9 protein-coding genes are annotated in these 13,888 nt (G+C 53.1%); 6 read left to right on the plus strand and 3 right to left on the minus strand.

All coding sequences use genetic code 11. From position 1 onward, the window contains the following. Positions 1 to 18: 18 nt before the first annotated feature. Both FNL37_RS05760 and FNL37_RS05765 read right to left on the minus strand, forming a co-directional pair. Complete coding sequence (locus FNL37_RS05760) at positions 19 to 2,058, minus strand: putative bifunctional diguanylate cyclase/phosphodiesterase (RefSeq protein ID WP_159356165.1); 2,040 nt, start codon at positions 2,056 to 2,058, stop codon at positions 19 to 21. Positions 2,059 to 2,371: 313 nt separating this feature from the next. Further along, a complete protein-coding gene (locus FNL37_RS05765) occupies positions 2,372 to 3,007 on the minus strand; it encodes a TetR family transcriptional regulator (protein WP_159355456.1) in 636 nt (211 codons plus the stop codon). Between the two features lie 120 nt (positions 3,008 to 3,127). Between FNL37_RS05765 and FNL37_RS05770 the strand changes: the two genes are divergently transcribed. The 3 genes from FNL37_RS05770 to FNL37_RS05780 are packed head-to-tail and all read left to right on the plus strand — an operon-like array spanning position 3,128 to position 8,880. Further along, the gene (locus tag FNL37_RS05770) at positions 3,128 to 4,342 is read left to right on the plus strand and encodes an efflux RND transporter periplasmic adaptor subunit (RefSeq protein WP_159355458.1); all 1,215 of its coding nucleotides are present in this window, start codon (positions 3,128 to 3,130) and stop codon (positions 4,340 to 4,342) included. 12 nt (positions 4,343 to 4,354) lie between these two features. Next, positions 4,355 to 7,468: an efflux RND transporter permease subunit gene (locus FNL37_RS05775; RefSeq protein ID WP_159355460.1), complete on the plus strand. Its 3,114-nt coding sequence runs from the start codon at positions 4,355 to 4,357 to the stop codon at positions 7,466 to 7,468. Further along, on the plus strand, positions 7,465 to 8,880 hold the full coding sequence (locus FNL37_RS05780; protein ID WP_015830348.1) for an efflux transporter outer membrane subunit: 1,416 nt from the start codon (positions 7,465 to 7,467) through the stop codon (positions 8,878 to 8,880). Before FNL37_RS05775 ends, FNL37_RS05780 begins: the two co-directional genes overlap by 4 nt. Before the next feature lie 12 nt (positions 8,881 to 8,892). On the opposite strand, the gene FNL37_RS05785 is transcribed toward FNL37_RS05780, so the two are convergent. Further along, complete coding sequence (locus tag FNL37_RS05785) at positions 8,893 to 10,551, minus strand: hypothetical protein (protein ID WP_159355462.1); 1,659 nt, start codon at positions 10,549 to 10,551, stop codon at positions 8,893 to 8,895. A 274-nt stretch (positions 10,552 to 10,825) separates the two neighbouring features. Between FNL37_RS05785 and gltX the strand changes: the two genes are divergently transcribed. From gltX to hflX, 3 genes are all read left to right on the plus strand, one after another. Further along, positions 10,826 to 12,235: a glutamate--tRNA ligase gene (gene gltX, locus FNL37_RS05790; protein WP_159355464.1), complete on the plus strand. Its 1,410-nt coding sequence runs from the start codon at positions 10,826 to 10,828 to the stop codon at positions 12,233 to 12,235. 237 nt (positions 12,236 to 12,472) lie between these two features. After that, entirely contained in the window at positions 12,473 to 12,715 is a 243-nt protein-coding gene (gene hfq / locus FNL37_RS05795; protein WP_013442468.1) for an RNA chaperone Hfq, read from the plus strand. A gap of 24 nt (positions 12,716 to 12,739) precedes the next feature. Beyond that, entirely contained in the window at positions 12,740 to 13,879 is a 1,140-nt protein-coding gene (hflX, locus tag FNL37_RS05800) for a GTPase HflX (protein ID WP_159355466.1), read from the plus strand. Positions 13,880 to 13,888 lie beyond the last annotated feature (9 nt).

A 13,888-nucleotide genomic window follows, 5' to 3' on the forward strand; every position in this document is an offset into this window, starting at 1 on the left:
ATAACGGCATTACAGGGCCTACACAAGCTTGTCTTGCGCCAGTAATAGCTTCCCCGCCTGGTCAAAAGGCAATGGCTGACTGAACAGAAAGCCCTGCATTTCATCACAACCGATGCTGAGCAGGAAATCGCGTTGCCGTTCGGTTTCCACTCCTTCTGCTACCAGGTTAATACCCAGGTTATGGCCCAGTGCCACAATCGCTTTCAGAATAGCCTGATTTGCCGTGTCACTTTCCAGCCCCATGACAAAGCTGCGATCTATCTTGAGATTATCAATCGGGAAGTGCTTGAGGTAACCCAGACTGGAATAACCCGTCCCAAAGTCATCGATGGCAAGTTTTATCCCCAGACCTTTCAAGTCGTTCAACACCTTGATGAACTGAGGTGAAGTGTCCGCCAGCGTGCCCTCGGTGATTTCCAGCTCGAGCAGTGAGGGCTTAAGCCCCGTCTCTTGCAGCACGCGCGAAATATTGCCGACGAGGTTGCTCTGCTGAAACTGCCGGGGAGAGACGTTCACCGAAACTGGTACGTCATATCCGGAAAGCTGTGACAAAGCGATGCTTTCCATGCAGGCTTTTTCTAATACCCATGAGCCGATCTGCTCGATCAGGCTGCTTTCTTCCGCAATCGGAATAAAGCGATTTGGCGAGATTAATCCTTGCCTTGGGTTATGCCAGCGAATAAGGGCTTCAACACCGGTAATGCGCTGCGTACGCAAATTGAGTTTGGGTTGGTAATGCAGATGAAATTCGTTGTGCCCCAGCGCGTTGCGCATCTGATACTCCATCTCCAGTCGCTCGACCAGAATGGAGTTCAGTTCGCGTGTATAGAACTGGAAATTATTCTTGCCTTCCTGCTTGGCCTTGTACATGGCCGTATCTGCATTTTTGAGTAGTGTTTCGCTGGTCTTGCCGTCGTCCGGGTACAGGCTGATGCCGATGCTGCTGGTGACGGTAAAGTCCTTGCCTTCAATGCTGCAAGGCTCGGAGGTCAGGGCCAGCACGCGTTGCAGTGTCTGGCTGAGAGCATCCATGCCGTGAATATTGGAGAGCAGCAGGACAAACTCATCCCCACCTGGCCGGGCAACCGTATCACTGTCTCGTATGCAGCTTTCCAGGCGGCGGGCCATGGCGATCAAGAGCTGATCTCCGATAAAGTGTCCCATGCTGTCGTTGATGTCTTTGAATTTGTCCAGATCCACAAAGACAACGGCAAGCTTGGATGCCGTGCGATCGGCATAGCTGATGGCCTGTAACAGCCTGTCCTGCATCAGGGTGCGGTTGGGCAGGCCGGTCAGGTCATCATGCGTGGCCTGATATTCGATCAGGGCGTTATAGCTTTTGCGCTCGGTAATGTCTTCTACCGTGCCTTCAAAATAGAGCAGCTTGCCTGCGTCGTTGCGAACAGCGCGGGCATTTTCCGAAATCCAGATGGTGCTGCCGTCGCGGCGATAGATTTGCGACTCGAAATTGACTACCCGGTCTTCAAGTTGCATCAGCGTGAGAAATGCCTGGCGACTTTCGGGTTGCACATAGAGCTGCTGGGCAATATTGTTCAGACTTTGAATGAGTTCTTCCGGACTCTCGTAGCCATAAATTCGCGCGAGAGCGGGGTTGGCATTGATGTACTGCCCGTCTTGACTGGTTTGGAAAATACCTTCGATTGAATTCTCGAAGATGTTGCGATAACGGCGTTCCGCTTCCTGCAGGGCTTGTTCGTTCAGCTTGCGTTGCGTGATGTCCTGGATAAAGCCTTCCAGTGCCTCGACTTGCCCTTGTGGATTGAAAATGCCGGTTCCGCGCTCATTCACCCAGCGGATTTGACCGTCTATGGTCATGATCCGGTATTCAATTTCAAAACGCTCACGCCGCGATAATGCATCATCGACAGTGCTTCTGATGCGAGCGCGATCCTCAGGCAGAGTCAGTTCTTCAAAGCTGGTGCGACCGTTATGCAGCAGTTCGTCGGGGCGATAGCCTGTCAGATCAAAACAGCCATCGCTGATAAATAGCATCGTCCAATGCGCATCGACCAGACAGCAATACGCCATACCCTCCATGTTTTTCAACAGGGAGTCCAGTATGTGCTCCCGGTGCTGGAGCCAGTTGCGTATAAATGCACTCACGCTGGTAGTATAGTCTTCGACTTTACTATGATGAGCTAAGCTGAGTCGCATGGTCTTGGTTAGTCATGAGCTTGATGTTTGCAGAAATGCCAATAAGTCTTAATAACAGCATAGCTTTTAGCAAGGATCAGGCCAGAAAGCAGGGCACTGATATGAGGCGTTCTTGTTCTTTAGAGCTGGCCTGTCGTCCCTGATATGCCATATTTCGGTGCGAACAAATACATGTTTGCACCCTAAAGATGCTTGTTTATGCGTTTTTGTTCTTTCGACGCAACTTGACGTGCGTGCGTATGAAATCGGTTGTTTGTTGGCGTCGCTCGCTACCTTCAGGATCTTTAATCCACATATGGAGCAGACCACTGAAAAAGAGGTAAGTGTCCATCGCGTATTCTTCAGGCGTGCAACTCGTATCCAGCAAGTCGAGTTCCTGGGCACGCTGATAAGCACGCTCGATGTTACGTGAGATATTGGAACAATTATTGGCTATCTGTTGTAAAACTTCTGCGAATTCATCAACATACTCACATTTTATCATCATGATCTCGTAAGTCTGTCTTGTCTCGCTACTGTCATTTAGCACTTGTATGGTTTCGGTCAGGAAACGTTCTATATTAAGCAAAGGGTCTTCTGCACCCTCAGCGGCTTTAAGCAAAGTGTCATCCATGCGGTCTATCAGGGGGAGGAACACACGCTCACGCAATGCCAGAAGGATTTCGGTTTTACTGTCAAAGTGCCAGTAAATCGCCCCGCGCGTCAGGCCTGCCTGAGCAGCAATTTGCTCCATGCTGGTTCTGCTGACACCTCGAACTAGAAATACCTCGCGTGCCGCATCAATAATGCGTTGGCGGGTGATTGCAGCATCTTCTTTGGTTTTGCGTACCATATGACTTGGGCTTATAACCTTATATAAAATGGGGTTTACATACAAGCATGTTTGTATGTAATATACATACATTCACGTATGTAAGTCAAGAATCTTTGTATATTAGACATGGAGTTACAGATGGCAGCCATCAATTTTGATCGGGGAAATAAAGGTATCGGCAGTAAGTTCCAGGCATCCTTGCTGCTGGCACTTATGGCTGGAGTAGCAGTCAGCGCATGTAGCAAGGGCGACCAAAGTGCTGCTCAACATCAAGGTGGCGCCATGCCAGTCACGGTAATGGAGATGCAGCCCACCACCGTTCCCATTACGGCAGAAGCTGTAGCTCAGACCGAGGGGGCCAAAGAGGTTGAAGTGCGTCCTCGTGTGGGCGGTATCCTGCTCAAGCGTTTGTATCAGGAAGGCGAGTCTGTAAAAGCAGGTCAGCCTATGTTCCTGATTGATCCTGTGCCTTATCAGATAGCTCTGCAGCAAGCGCGTGCCGAGCTGGCGCAACAGAAAGCCAAGATTGAACAGACACGCCGCGAAGAGGCGCGTTTACAGAACTTGTTGTCTACACAGTCGGTAAGTCAGCGCGAGTATGACAATGCCGTATCTGACAACGCAGTGGCCAATGCAAATCTTATGGCGGCCGAAGCCGCTGTTCGCCAGGCTGAATTGAATCTTTCCTACACCACGGTAACCGCACCGGTAAGTGGTGTTTCTGGCCGTTTCCAGTTTTCTGAGGGCGCGCTGGTAGAGGCCAACTCAAGCCTGCTGACTACGCTGGTTCAATTGTCCCCTATCTGGGTGCGCTTCAGTTTCTCTGATAACGAACTCGCTCAGCTCGGCGGTCGCTTGACTGAGAAAAACGTGAAGCAGGTGAGCGTCGTATTGCCGGACGGTAGTGAGTATCAACAAAAAGGCAAGCTCAACTTTGCTGCCAGCCAGATTGATCCTACTTTGGGTACCCAGCAATTGCGTGCCACCTTTGATAATGAAGATCAACGCCTTCTGCCTGGTCAGTTTGTTCGTGCACGTGTAACCACCGGTCAGCGCGACGGCGTATTTATCGTGCCTCAGGTTGCCGTTGTGAATGTGCAGCAAGGCAAGATCGTCTTTGTGATCAATGAAAAGAACGAAGCTACTCCACGTCCCATCGTGACGGGTGGCTGGCAAGGGCAGGGCTGGATTGTGCTCAAAGGACTTAATGCGGGGGACAAGGTCGCTATTGATAACATTATCAAGCTGCGTCCAGGCGCCCCAGTAAGCCCTCATCCACAAGAAGCAGCACCGGCAGGTGCGCCAGGCGATACTCCTGCGCCTGAGGCTCAACAAAAACCCAAGCAATCCTAAGCGGGAGACGTCATGACCAGATTTTTCATCACGCGCCCGATCTTTGCGTCGGTGCTCTCCATCATTATTGTGCTGGCTGGTTTTGCGGCAGCGATGAAGCTGCCGATTGCCCAGTATCCGCAAATTGCGCCGCCTACCGTTATCGTGACGGCGACGTATCCTGGCGCCAGTGCCGAGACCCTGTCCAAGACAGTTGCTGCGCCTATCGAGGAACAATTGAGTGGCGTGGAGGGCCTGCTGTACTTTCAGTCCAGCGCCGACTCCAGCGGTACCTTGACCATTACTGCCACGTTTGAAACCGGTACGGAAGTGGATCAGGCGACTTTCAACGTCAGTAACCGTGTGAATATCGCTTTGCCGCGTTTGCCGGAAGACGTTCGTAGAACCGGCGTTGTCGTGCAGAAGCGTTCCAATGATATTCTGATGGCGTTGATGCTGATTTCGCCCAGCAAAAAATATGACCCACTGTTCCTCAGCAACTATGCCACCCTCAATGTGGTGGATGAGCTGAAGCGCATCAAGGGGGTGGGTGACGTTACCATTTTCGGTTCCCAGGATTACTCCATGCGCATCTGGCTCAAGCCTGACCGCATGGCCCAGCTCGGCGTGACTACGACCGATATTTCAACCGCGATACAGGCCCAAAATGCCCAGTACGCCGCTGGCAAGATCGGTCAGGAGCCGGTCGTTGGCCAGCAACAGCTTGTGTATACCGTGACCGCCAAAGGTCGTCTCGTTGAGCCGGAACAGTTTGCTGACATTATTGTGCGATCCAATGGCCCGCGCGGCACTTTGCGCCTGAAAGATGTGGCCACCATTGAGTTGGGTGCCCAGATGTACAACGTACGCACTTCGCTGGATGGCCAGCCCGGTGTCGGTATTCCGGTGTTCCTGCAGACCGGTGCCAATGCGCTGGATACAGCCAATGCCATCAAGGCGAGAATGGAAGAGCTGAAGCAGCGCTTCCCTGAAGGCGTGGACTATGCTATTCCTTATGACACCAGCGATTTCGTGAAAGCATCTATTGAAGAAGTCGTGAAGACGCTCGGTGAAGCCATGGTATTGGTGGTGCTGGTGGTGTTCCTGTTCCTGCAAAACTGGCGCGCGACGCTGATTCCTATCATTGCCGTGCCGATTTCGCTGGTAGGCACCTTTGCCGGTTTGTGGATATTCGGCTTCTCGATCAATACCTTGACCCTGTTTGCCATGGTGCTTTCCATCGGTATCGTGGTGGATGATGCGATTGTGGTGCTGGAGAATATTGAGCGCTTGATGAGCGAAGAAAAACTCTCGCCAGTCAATGCTGCCATCAAATCCATGCAGCAGGTATCGGGCGCAGTGGTCGCGATCGTGCTGGTGCTGTGTGCGGTATTCGTGCCTGTTGCGTTCATGGGGGGCATTGCCGGTGAGCTTTATCGCCAGTTTGCGGTAACTGTGGCAGTTGCCGTCGTGATCTCGGGCATTGTGGCGCTGACGCTGACGCCAGCCTTGTGCTCACTGATACTGAAGTCTGTGCATGAAGAGTCACGCTTCTTCCGTCCGTTCAATCGCGGTTTTGAAAAGCTGACCAACTTCTACACAGGCACGGTCAATCTGACCCTGCGTCATACCATCATTGGTGCCATTGTGTTTGCGGGTATCGTGGGTGGCGCGGCATATCTGTTGTACAAAGTGCCTGGCAGCTTTGTGCCGCCGGAAGACCAGGGCTATGTGATTGCAGCGACTATTCTGCCTGATGGCGCGACCCTGACGCGTACCAGCAACACCACGGAAGCGGTGCGTGCTGCGATTGCCAAGGATCCTGCCGTACGCAGTGAGTTTGCCATCAATGGTTTTGACCTGATCGGTGGCGGTAACAAGACCAGCTCCGGCACCATGTTTGTCCGTCTCAAGGATTGGGATGCCCGTACCACGACTGCAGATGAGATCGTAGGTAAACTGATCGGTATCGGCATGATGCAGCCAGATGGTCTGGCGATTGCTTTCAATCCGCCTGCTATTCGTGGTTTGGGTAACTCGGGCAGCATGGAGCTTTACATTCAGAGCCGTGGCGATTCAGACCCATTGCATCTGTCTGCCGTGGTGAACAATCTGATTGATGACCTGAAAAAAGAACCAAGGCTTGCCGGCATCAATACCTTCTTCCGCCCTACGGTTCCTCAGTTGTTTGTTGAGGTGGATGAAGCCAAGGCAATCAGCCAGGGTGTGCCGATTTCGGATGTTTACGCCACATTGCAAAGCACCATGGGTTCGCTGTACGTGAACGACTTTAACCGCAGTGGACGTACTTATCGCGTGCAATTGCAGGCAGAGGCAGCTTACCGCATGAAGCCTGAAGACCTTGGTCGCGTATATGTACGCTCCAATGATGGCAAGATGGTGCCTTTGTCAGCCTTGAGCACTACCCGAGAAATCGTGGGCGCAGAACAGCTGGAACGTTATAACGGCTTGCTGGCGGCGAAAGTGCTGGCGGGTGGTGCACCGGGCGTGAGTTCGGGCGATGCCATCAAGCTGGTGGAAAAAATTGCGGCACAAAGCCTGCCTGATGGCTACCAGATGACATGGACCGGTCAGGCGTATCAGGAAAAACGGACTGGCTCGGCTGCTATCTATGCCTTCAGTTTCGCCATCATCATGGTGTTCCTGATTCTAGCCGCGCAGTTTGAAACCTGGGCCTTGCCTCTGGCCGTGATCATGGCCGTGCCATTTGCATTGGCAGGTGCCTTGCTGGCCGTGCTGGTACGCGGCATGCCTAATGACATCTACTTCCAGATCGGTCTGGTGACGCTGGTAGGTCTGGCTGCGAAAAATGCGATTCTGATCGTGGAATTCGCCAGCCAGAAACTGGAAGAGGGCTTGCCTGTGGCACAGGCCGCTGTTGAAGCCGCCCGCTTGCGGTTCCGTCCTATCGTGATGACATCCATGGCCTTTGTGCTGGGGATTGTGCCTCTGGTATTTGCCAGCGGTGCCGGTGCGGCTGCCCGGCGCTCCATGGGGACGGGCGTATTTGGCGGCATGCTGCTGGCCACCTTTGTTGCTACGGTATTTATCCCCTTGTTTTTTACATGGTTGACAGGAACGCAGAAGAGAAACACGTCTGCACAAGAACAGAAGGAAATTGCATGATGCCACGCTTGAAACTGACCTATATCGCTGTATTGGCCGCCATACTGCTGCCAGGCTGCGCCATGATGGGCCCTGACTATCAGCGGCCCGAGATGCCCGTGCCAGCCAAGTTTGCCGAGCAGGCCGATGCGACCAATCAAGCTGAAATCTCCCGCACCTGGTGGCAGCTGTATAACGATCCGGTATTGAATGACCTGGTGGCCAAGGCCCTGGCCAACAATACCGACATCAAGCTGGCGGTAGCCCGGGTGGAGGAGGCGGATGCCTACCTGCGTGAAGTAGGCGCGGCGCTTTTCCCGCAGATTGACCTGAACTCCAGCGCGGCCCGTTCGCGTATTACCCAGCTGGGTGCAACCCCACTGCCTTCAGGCGTGGATCCCATACGCGAAAACTACAATATTCGCCTTGGTACATCCTTTGAGCTGGACTTCTGGGGCAAGCTGCGTCGTGCCAAGGAATCTGCACGTGCGCAAGCGATGGCAACCCACTACGCTCGCGATACGGTAGATTTGTCCTTGCAGGGCCTGGTGGCCAGCAATTATTTATTGCTGCGCAGCCTGGAGTCGCAGATTGCCTTGTCACAAGACAGTCTGCACAGTCGCCAGGAAAGCCTGGCATTGACGCAACGTCGTCTGGAGGGGGGCGTGTCCTCTGCGTTGGATGTGCATCAGGCGCAAGTATCGACCTCCAATCTGACCGCGCAACTGGCTGACCTGGTGCGGCAACGTGCCATCGTGGAGCACCAGCTCGCCGTGTTGACGGGCGATCTGGCCTTGACTATTCCTGCCGCGGATTTCAATCAATTGCCAACTCCGCCTGTTCCACCGGTCGGACTGCCGTCCAGCCTGCTGGAATCACGGCCGGATGTCCGTCAGGCCGAGCAGAACATGATCGCGGCAAATGCCAACATTGGCGTAGCCAAGGCGGCCCTGTTTCCTACTATTTCGTTAACAGCGAATTATGGTGGCGAAAGTGCCGAGCTGGGCGATATCCTGAAATCCGCCGCCCGTATCTGGACTGGTGGTCTTAGTCTGAATCTGCCTATCTTTGATGCAGGCCGGTTGAATTCGCGTGTCGATCAGGCCACGGCGCAGCAAAAGCAAACTCTGGCATCTTACGAGAGTGCCATTCAAACGGCGTTCAAGGAAGTGAACGATGCTTTGGTCAACCTGCGTCAGCAGTCTGAACGCGAAGCCGCGCTGGAAGCGAGCAAGGAGTCTTCCAAGAAGGCATTGGATATCGCAGAAAACCGCTACAAGGCAGGCTACTCTGGCTACCTCGATGTGCTGGATTCGCAGCGGGTTTATAACGATGCAGCGTTGGCCTATGTGCAGAGCCGCCAAGCGAGACTGACTGCCAGTGTCGATTTGTTCAAGGCGCTGGGTGGTGGCTGGAAAGCCGGTGACAAGTAAACCTGGTTTAACTTAAGCCTGAGTCAGGCTACTGCAGCCTACACGTAACCAGTCGTGACGTCCTTCCAGTACGGTTTCCAGCCGCTGGAAGGATTTTTCATTCAGGCTGCGGATACGGTAGCTGACATCTGGCAGAAAGCGACTGCGTGGTACCAGTAGCGTGGGTTCGCCTGCCAGGCCTTCCTCAGGGGGCAGGTAGAGGCTGGAAAATTCTGGCAGGCTCTCGGACAAGGCACCATTAGTGAGGACTGGGTTAGTCTCCTGCATATTGCTGAGTGCCACCCAGCGAGCATTGCGCGAGATAATCTCGACGCCAATATGTTTCTTGCCAGAAGCCAGCACGCTGACATTTTTGATAATGCCAATGATGCCGGCGTCTTTTTGATCCTCCATCAACAGGATCACGATCATCCCGGGTGACAGCGAGGTCTCGCTGTCTTTCTCCAGTGTTGCCCCATAGCCCCTGGGGCTCATGTCGGTCACCGTCCAGCGCAGGTTTTTCAGGCTGGGCTCAGGCGCTGAAAACGTAGTGCTTCGTCTCACGCTGTGCTTGGTCAGCCGTTCCTCCAGTGGAGCGGCATTCTCGGTCAGGTAGGCGTTCTGCAATGCCAGCTTGTCGGCCCTGGTGCGCAGATGCATGCAGATGGCATCCAGCCCCAATATGACCCGGGTGCCCAGCAGGGTCGATTGACGCTCTTCCTTGCGACGCTGGCGGCGATAGCCATTTTTTGACCAGTCAAACTGAAGCTGCTGCAACAGAGAGCTCAAATGCGGATTGTTGGCAAACTCTGAAAGCCCGAGCTTGCCCATGGCTTGCGGCAGACTCTGGCTATGGCTGAGCAATTCAATCCTCATCGACAGATCATCTGTGGACCAGTAGCGATACTCAGGAGAGGGCTCTAGCGTGCGCATGCGGCGTGCACCGCGGTCTTTGCGCAAATCGATGAAATAAAAATGATGCTGTTCTTCGTAATGATCTACCACTTGTACATTACGCAGCAGTTTGGTCAGTAGTTGCCACGTCAGTTCAATTTGTATCCGGTTCATGCCAGATTGGTTGATGGAATCCAGCATGCATATCTGGGCAAACATGGTTGCCAGCGATTTTTCCGGGCAATCTGCATAAATGGACAAGGGCGTGGATGTCAGCCCAAGACGCTCTGCCAGCCGGTAAACCTGAAACATTTGATGCCATGCAGCGGCAGGGACGGCCTGTTGCTGAAAGTAACGCAGTTTGATCATGCAGAGGCCGGCATGCAATGCACGGCCACACATCAAGCTGATCTGGTAGGGTGAGGATTCGGGTGGAGGGGTGTTGTTGGGCGGTAACTTGAGCTGCTGGAGTTCAATCTGCTGAACATAACTCAGGAAAATCTGGCGCTGATAATAATAGCCGCCTTCGGCAATCCGGCTTTCCAGTTCAGGGCGCAGCTTGTCGAATCGCGCATACTGGTCCAGCAGTTTTTCCAGCCGCGGATGGTTGGCTTCATCAATATGCAGCAATGCCAGCTGTGCTGCCCGGTCTGTTTCGTTATATCCGGAAAGAAAACGCGTGCTGGCTTCCAGGGCGGCAATATCATCCAGCGCGTGCAGTTCGCTCAGAAACTGACGATGCCCCGCGTCTGTAGTGGCTTCTTTTTTTGTGATCAGTCTTCGAATAATGGACTTCATTCACTGTGCCTACCCTGAGTTATAGCCGCCCAATATGGATTTTTTATGCCATTCGGGTTTTATTGTAGCCACAATTGCACTCAAATAATACCAAGGCGAGATTTATTTGCGGCGCTTGTGCCGAGGGAATGGAAATGTCGCTATTCAAGGATCTAAGTCCTTGCCTTATCTTGCTAATCAAGGCGGAATATTAGCCTCTGCCAAGTACATATAAGGGGAATTGAAAAGGTCAGGCATGATAAAATCGCTCTTTTCATTTGATTGATCGTTTTCCATGACAGTACGTACCCGTTTCGCTCCCAGTCCTACCGGTTTTCTGCATATCGGCGGTGCCCGTACCGCCTTGTTTTCGTGGGCATATGCCCGCAAGCATGGCGGCAGTTTTATCCTCCGGATTGAAGACACCGATGTGGCTCGTTCAACCCCGGAAGCCGTGCAAGCCATTCTGGATGGCATGACCTGGCTGGGACTGAGCTGGGATGAAGGTCCGTTCTACCAGATGCAACGTATGGACCGCTACAAGGAAGTGATTCAGCAGTTGCTGGATAGCGGCGACGCGTATTACTGCTATTGCAGCAAGGAAGAGCTGGATGCATTGCGTGAGCAACAGATGCAGCAGGGTATCAAGCCTCGCTACGATGGCCGCTGGCGTCCTGAAGCGGGCAAGGTCTTGCCTGAGCCTCCTGCAGGCGTGCCGCCTGTCGTGCGTTTCAAAAATCCGCAAACAGGCGCTGTGGTCTGGAATGATCTGGTCAAGGGCGAGATCCGTATTTCCAATGAAGAACTGGATGACTTGATCATTGCCCGCGCTGACGGTACCCCGACCTATAACTTCTGTGTGGTGGTGGACGACTGGGAGATGGGCATTACCCAGGTGATTCGTGGCGATGACCATGTCAACAATACGCCACGCCAGATCAATATGCTGCAGGCCCTGGGCGCGCAGATTCCCCAATATGCCCACTTGTCGATGATTCTGGGCGACGATGGACAAAAATTGTCCAAACGCCATGGGGCAGTCAGTGTCATGCAGTACCATGAAGATGGGTATTTGCCTGAGGCGGTCTTGAACTATCTGGCCCGTTTGGGCTGGTCGCACGGCGATGATGAAGTATTCAGCATGGAGCAGTTTTGTGCATGGTTTGACCTTGACCACATCACGCCATCTGCCGCCCAGTTCAATACGGAAAAGCTTAACTGGCTGAATGCGCATTACATCAAGCAGGCGGATATCAGCTCGCTCGCGACCGACATTCAACAGCGCCTGACAGCGCTGGGCGTTGATACGGTAAACGGACCTGACCTGGCAGGGGTTATCGCCTTGTACCGTGAGCGCAGCAATACGCTGAATGACCTCGCAAGCAGCATTGCCTATTTTTACCGCAAGCCTGAGACGGATGCGGCAGCGGCTGAAAAGCATTTAACAGTTGATGTGTTGCCTGTGCTCGCCGGCATGGCAGCAAAGCTTGAGAATATTGCGTGGACCACGGAAAGTATTCATGACGTGATTCAGGCGACGGTATCGGACAACGGCCTCAAGTTTCCCAAGATTGCCATGCCTTTGCGGGTGATGGTAACCGGAGGGGCACAGTCGCCAAGTATCGATGCTGTCATGGCGCTGCTGGGTAAGGATGAAACACTGTCCCGTATCCGGGAAAGTCTCACCACAAGCGGCAAATTTTAAATTTTTGAGAACAATTTGACTGCCTCGCAGTCGTAAGGCCATGGTCGGCAAAGTAGATAAAGTTTAGCGAATTTTCTACAGCCTACTTGTAGGTGTGAAAAACATCCCCAACTAGACATACGGGAATCTGGAATTCATCCCAGCTTTCACTAGATTAGCTAATTTTTTTCACGTAGAGTTTGCTTGAATAATTAAACTCCCGCCGACTACAAAATTAAAAGGAAAAGGAGCAAAAAAATGAACGCTAAAGGGCAAATGCTACAAGATCCATTCTTGAATACCTTGCGCAAGGAACATGTGCCTGTCTCGATTTATCTGGTTAACGGCATCAAGCTGCAAGGCCAGGTAGACTCATTTGATCAGTATGTCATCCTGCTCAAAAACACAGTGACCCAGATGGTATACAAACACGCCATCTCGACTATTGTTCCCGCCCGCGCAGTCAGCATTCCATCAGCCCACGCTACTCCCGCCGAGTAACAGGAAGCGCAGTGACCTTTAGCAATGTTTGATCGCCCCAGCGGCGGAGATGCCGCAGTTCTCGTCAGTGTTGATTTTGGCGATTCAGGATATGAAGAAAGTTTGCAGGAACTAAGGCAGCTTGCCATCAGTGCTGGCATGGAAATCCGGGCCACCATTGAAGGCAAGCGTCCCAAGCCGGATGCCAAGTATTTCGTTGGGTCTGGCAAGGCAGACGAACTTGCTGAATCCCTGAAATCACATGAGGCACAGGTAGCCGTCTTCAACCACGACTTGAGTCCATCCCAGCAACGCAATCTTGAACGCTTGCTCGAAAGCCGGGTAGTGGATCGCACTGGCTTGATTCTGGATATTTTTGCCCAGCGCGCCCAAAGCCATGAAGGTAAGCTGCAAGTCGAGCTTGCCCAGCTCGAGCATTTATCCACCCGCCTTGTGCGTGGCTGGACACACTTGGAGCGCCAAAAAGGCGGTATCGGTGTGCGCGGCGGTCCAGGGGAAACGCAACTTGAACTGGACAGGCGCATGTTGCGCATACGCGTGAAGCAATTGCGCGAAAAGCTTGCCAAGCTGAAGCAGCAGCGCGGTATGCAACGCCGCTCGCGCAAGCGCTCGCTGGTCATGTCAGTTTCCCTGGTTGGGTATACCAATGCGGGCAAATCCACCTTGTTCAATCGGCTCACGCAATCTGGTGTGTATGCAGCAGATCAATTGTTTGCCACGCTGGATACCACCTCGCGCAAGCTATACATTCCTGATGGCGGTCCGGTGGTGCTTTCGGATACCGTAGGGTTTATCAAACACTTGCCGCATGCCCTGGTGGAAGCGTTTGGTGCCACCCTGGAAGAAGCAGTGCAGGCGGATTTGCTTCTGCATGTGGTTGATGCTGCAAGTCCGGTGCGAGATGACCAGATTGCGCAAGTGAATAAGGTGCTGGAAGAAATTGGTGCCGAGCATGTACACCAGGTGCTGGTGGTGAATCAGATTGACCGGGCAGGGCTGGAGCCGGGATTGGAGCGGGATGAGTATGGTAGAATTTGCCGCATTCGTATTTCTGCCAAGACCGGTGAAGGACTGGAACTGGTACGCCAGTGTTTGCGCGAACATCAGCAAATGCTGTTTGCGCATCAGCTGGAAACCAGCTCGCCGGATGTAGTCCCCACATAAACGATTTTT

Source organism: Methylovorus glucosotrophus, assembly GCF_009858335.1.
In the GTDB taxonomy this organism is placed as follows: domain Bacteria; phylum Pseudomonadota; class Gammaproteobacteria; order Burkholderiales; family Methylophilaceae; genus Methylovorus; species Methylovorus glucosotrophus.

What these genes read in the sequence shown, in the direction of transcription:
- FNL37_RS05765 (WP_159355456.1), bottom strand. Translation starts at nt 3,007, where the DNA reads ATGGTACGCAAAACCAAAGAAGATGCTGCAATCACCCGCCAACGCATT.
- FNL37_RS05760 (WP_159356165.1), bottom strand. Translation starts at nt 2,058, where the DNA reads ATGGAGGGTATGGCGTATTGCTGTCTGGTCGATGCGCATTGGACGATG.
- FNL37_RS05775 (WP_159355460.1), top strand. Translation starts at nt 4,355, where the DNA reads ATGACCAGATTTTTCATCACGCGCCCGATCTTTGCGTCGGTGCTCTCC.
- gltX (WP_159355464.1), top strand. Translation starts at nt 10,826, where the DNA reads ATGACAGTACGTACCCGTTTCGCTCCCAGTCCTACCGGTTTTCTGCAT.
- hfq (WP_013442468.1), top strand. Translation starts at nt 12,473, where the DNA reads ATGAACGCTAAAGGGCAAATGCTACAAGATCCATTCTTGAATACCTTG.
- hflX (WP_159355466.1), top strand. Translation starts at nt 12,740, where the DNA reads ATGTTTGATCGCCCCAGCGGCGGAGATGCCGCAGTTCTCGTCAGTGTT.
- FNL37_RS05780 (WP_015830348.1), top strand. Translation starts at nt 7,465, where the DNA reads ATGATGCCACGCTTGAAACTGACCTATATCGCTGTATTGGCCGCCATA.
- FNL37_RS05770 (WP_159355458.1), top strand. Translation starts at nt 3,128, where the DNA reads ATGGCAGCCATCAATTTTGATCGGGGAAATAAAGGTATCGGCAGTAAG.
- FNL37_RS05785 (WP_159355462.1), bottom strand. Translation starts at nt 10,551, where the DNA reads ATGAAGTCCATTATTCGAAGACTGATCACAAAAAAAGAAGCCACTACA.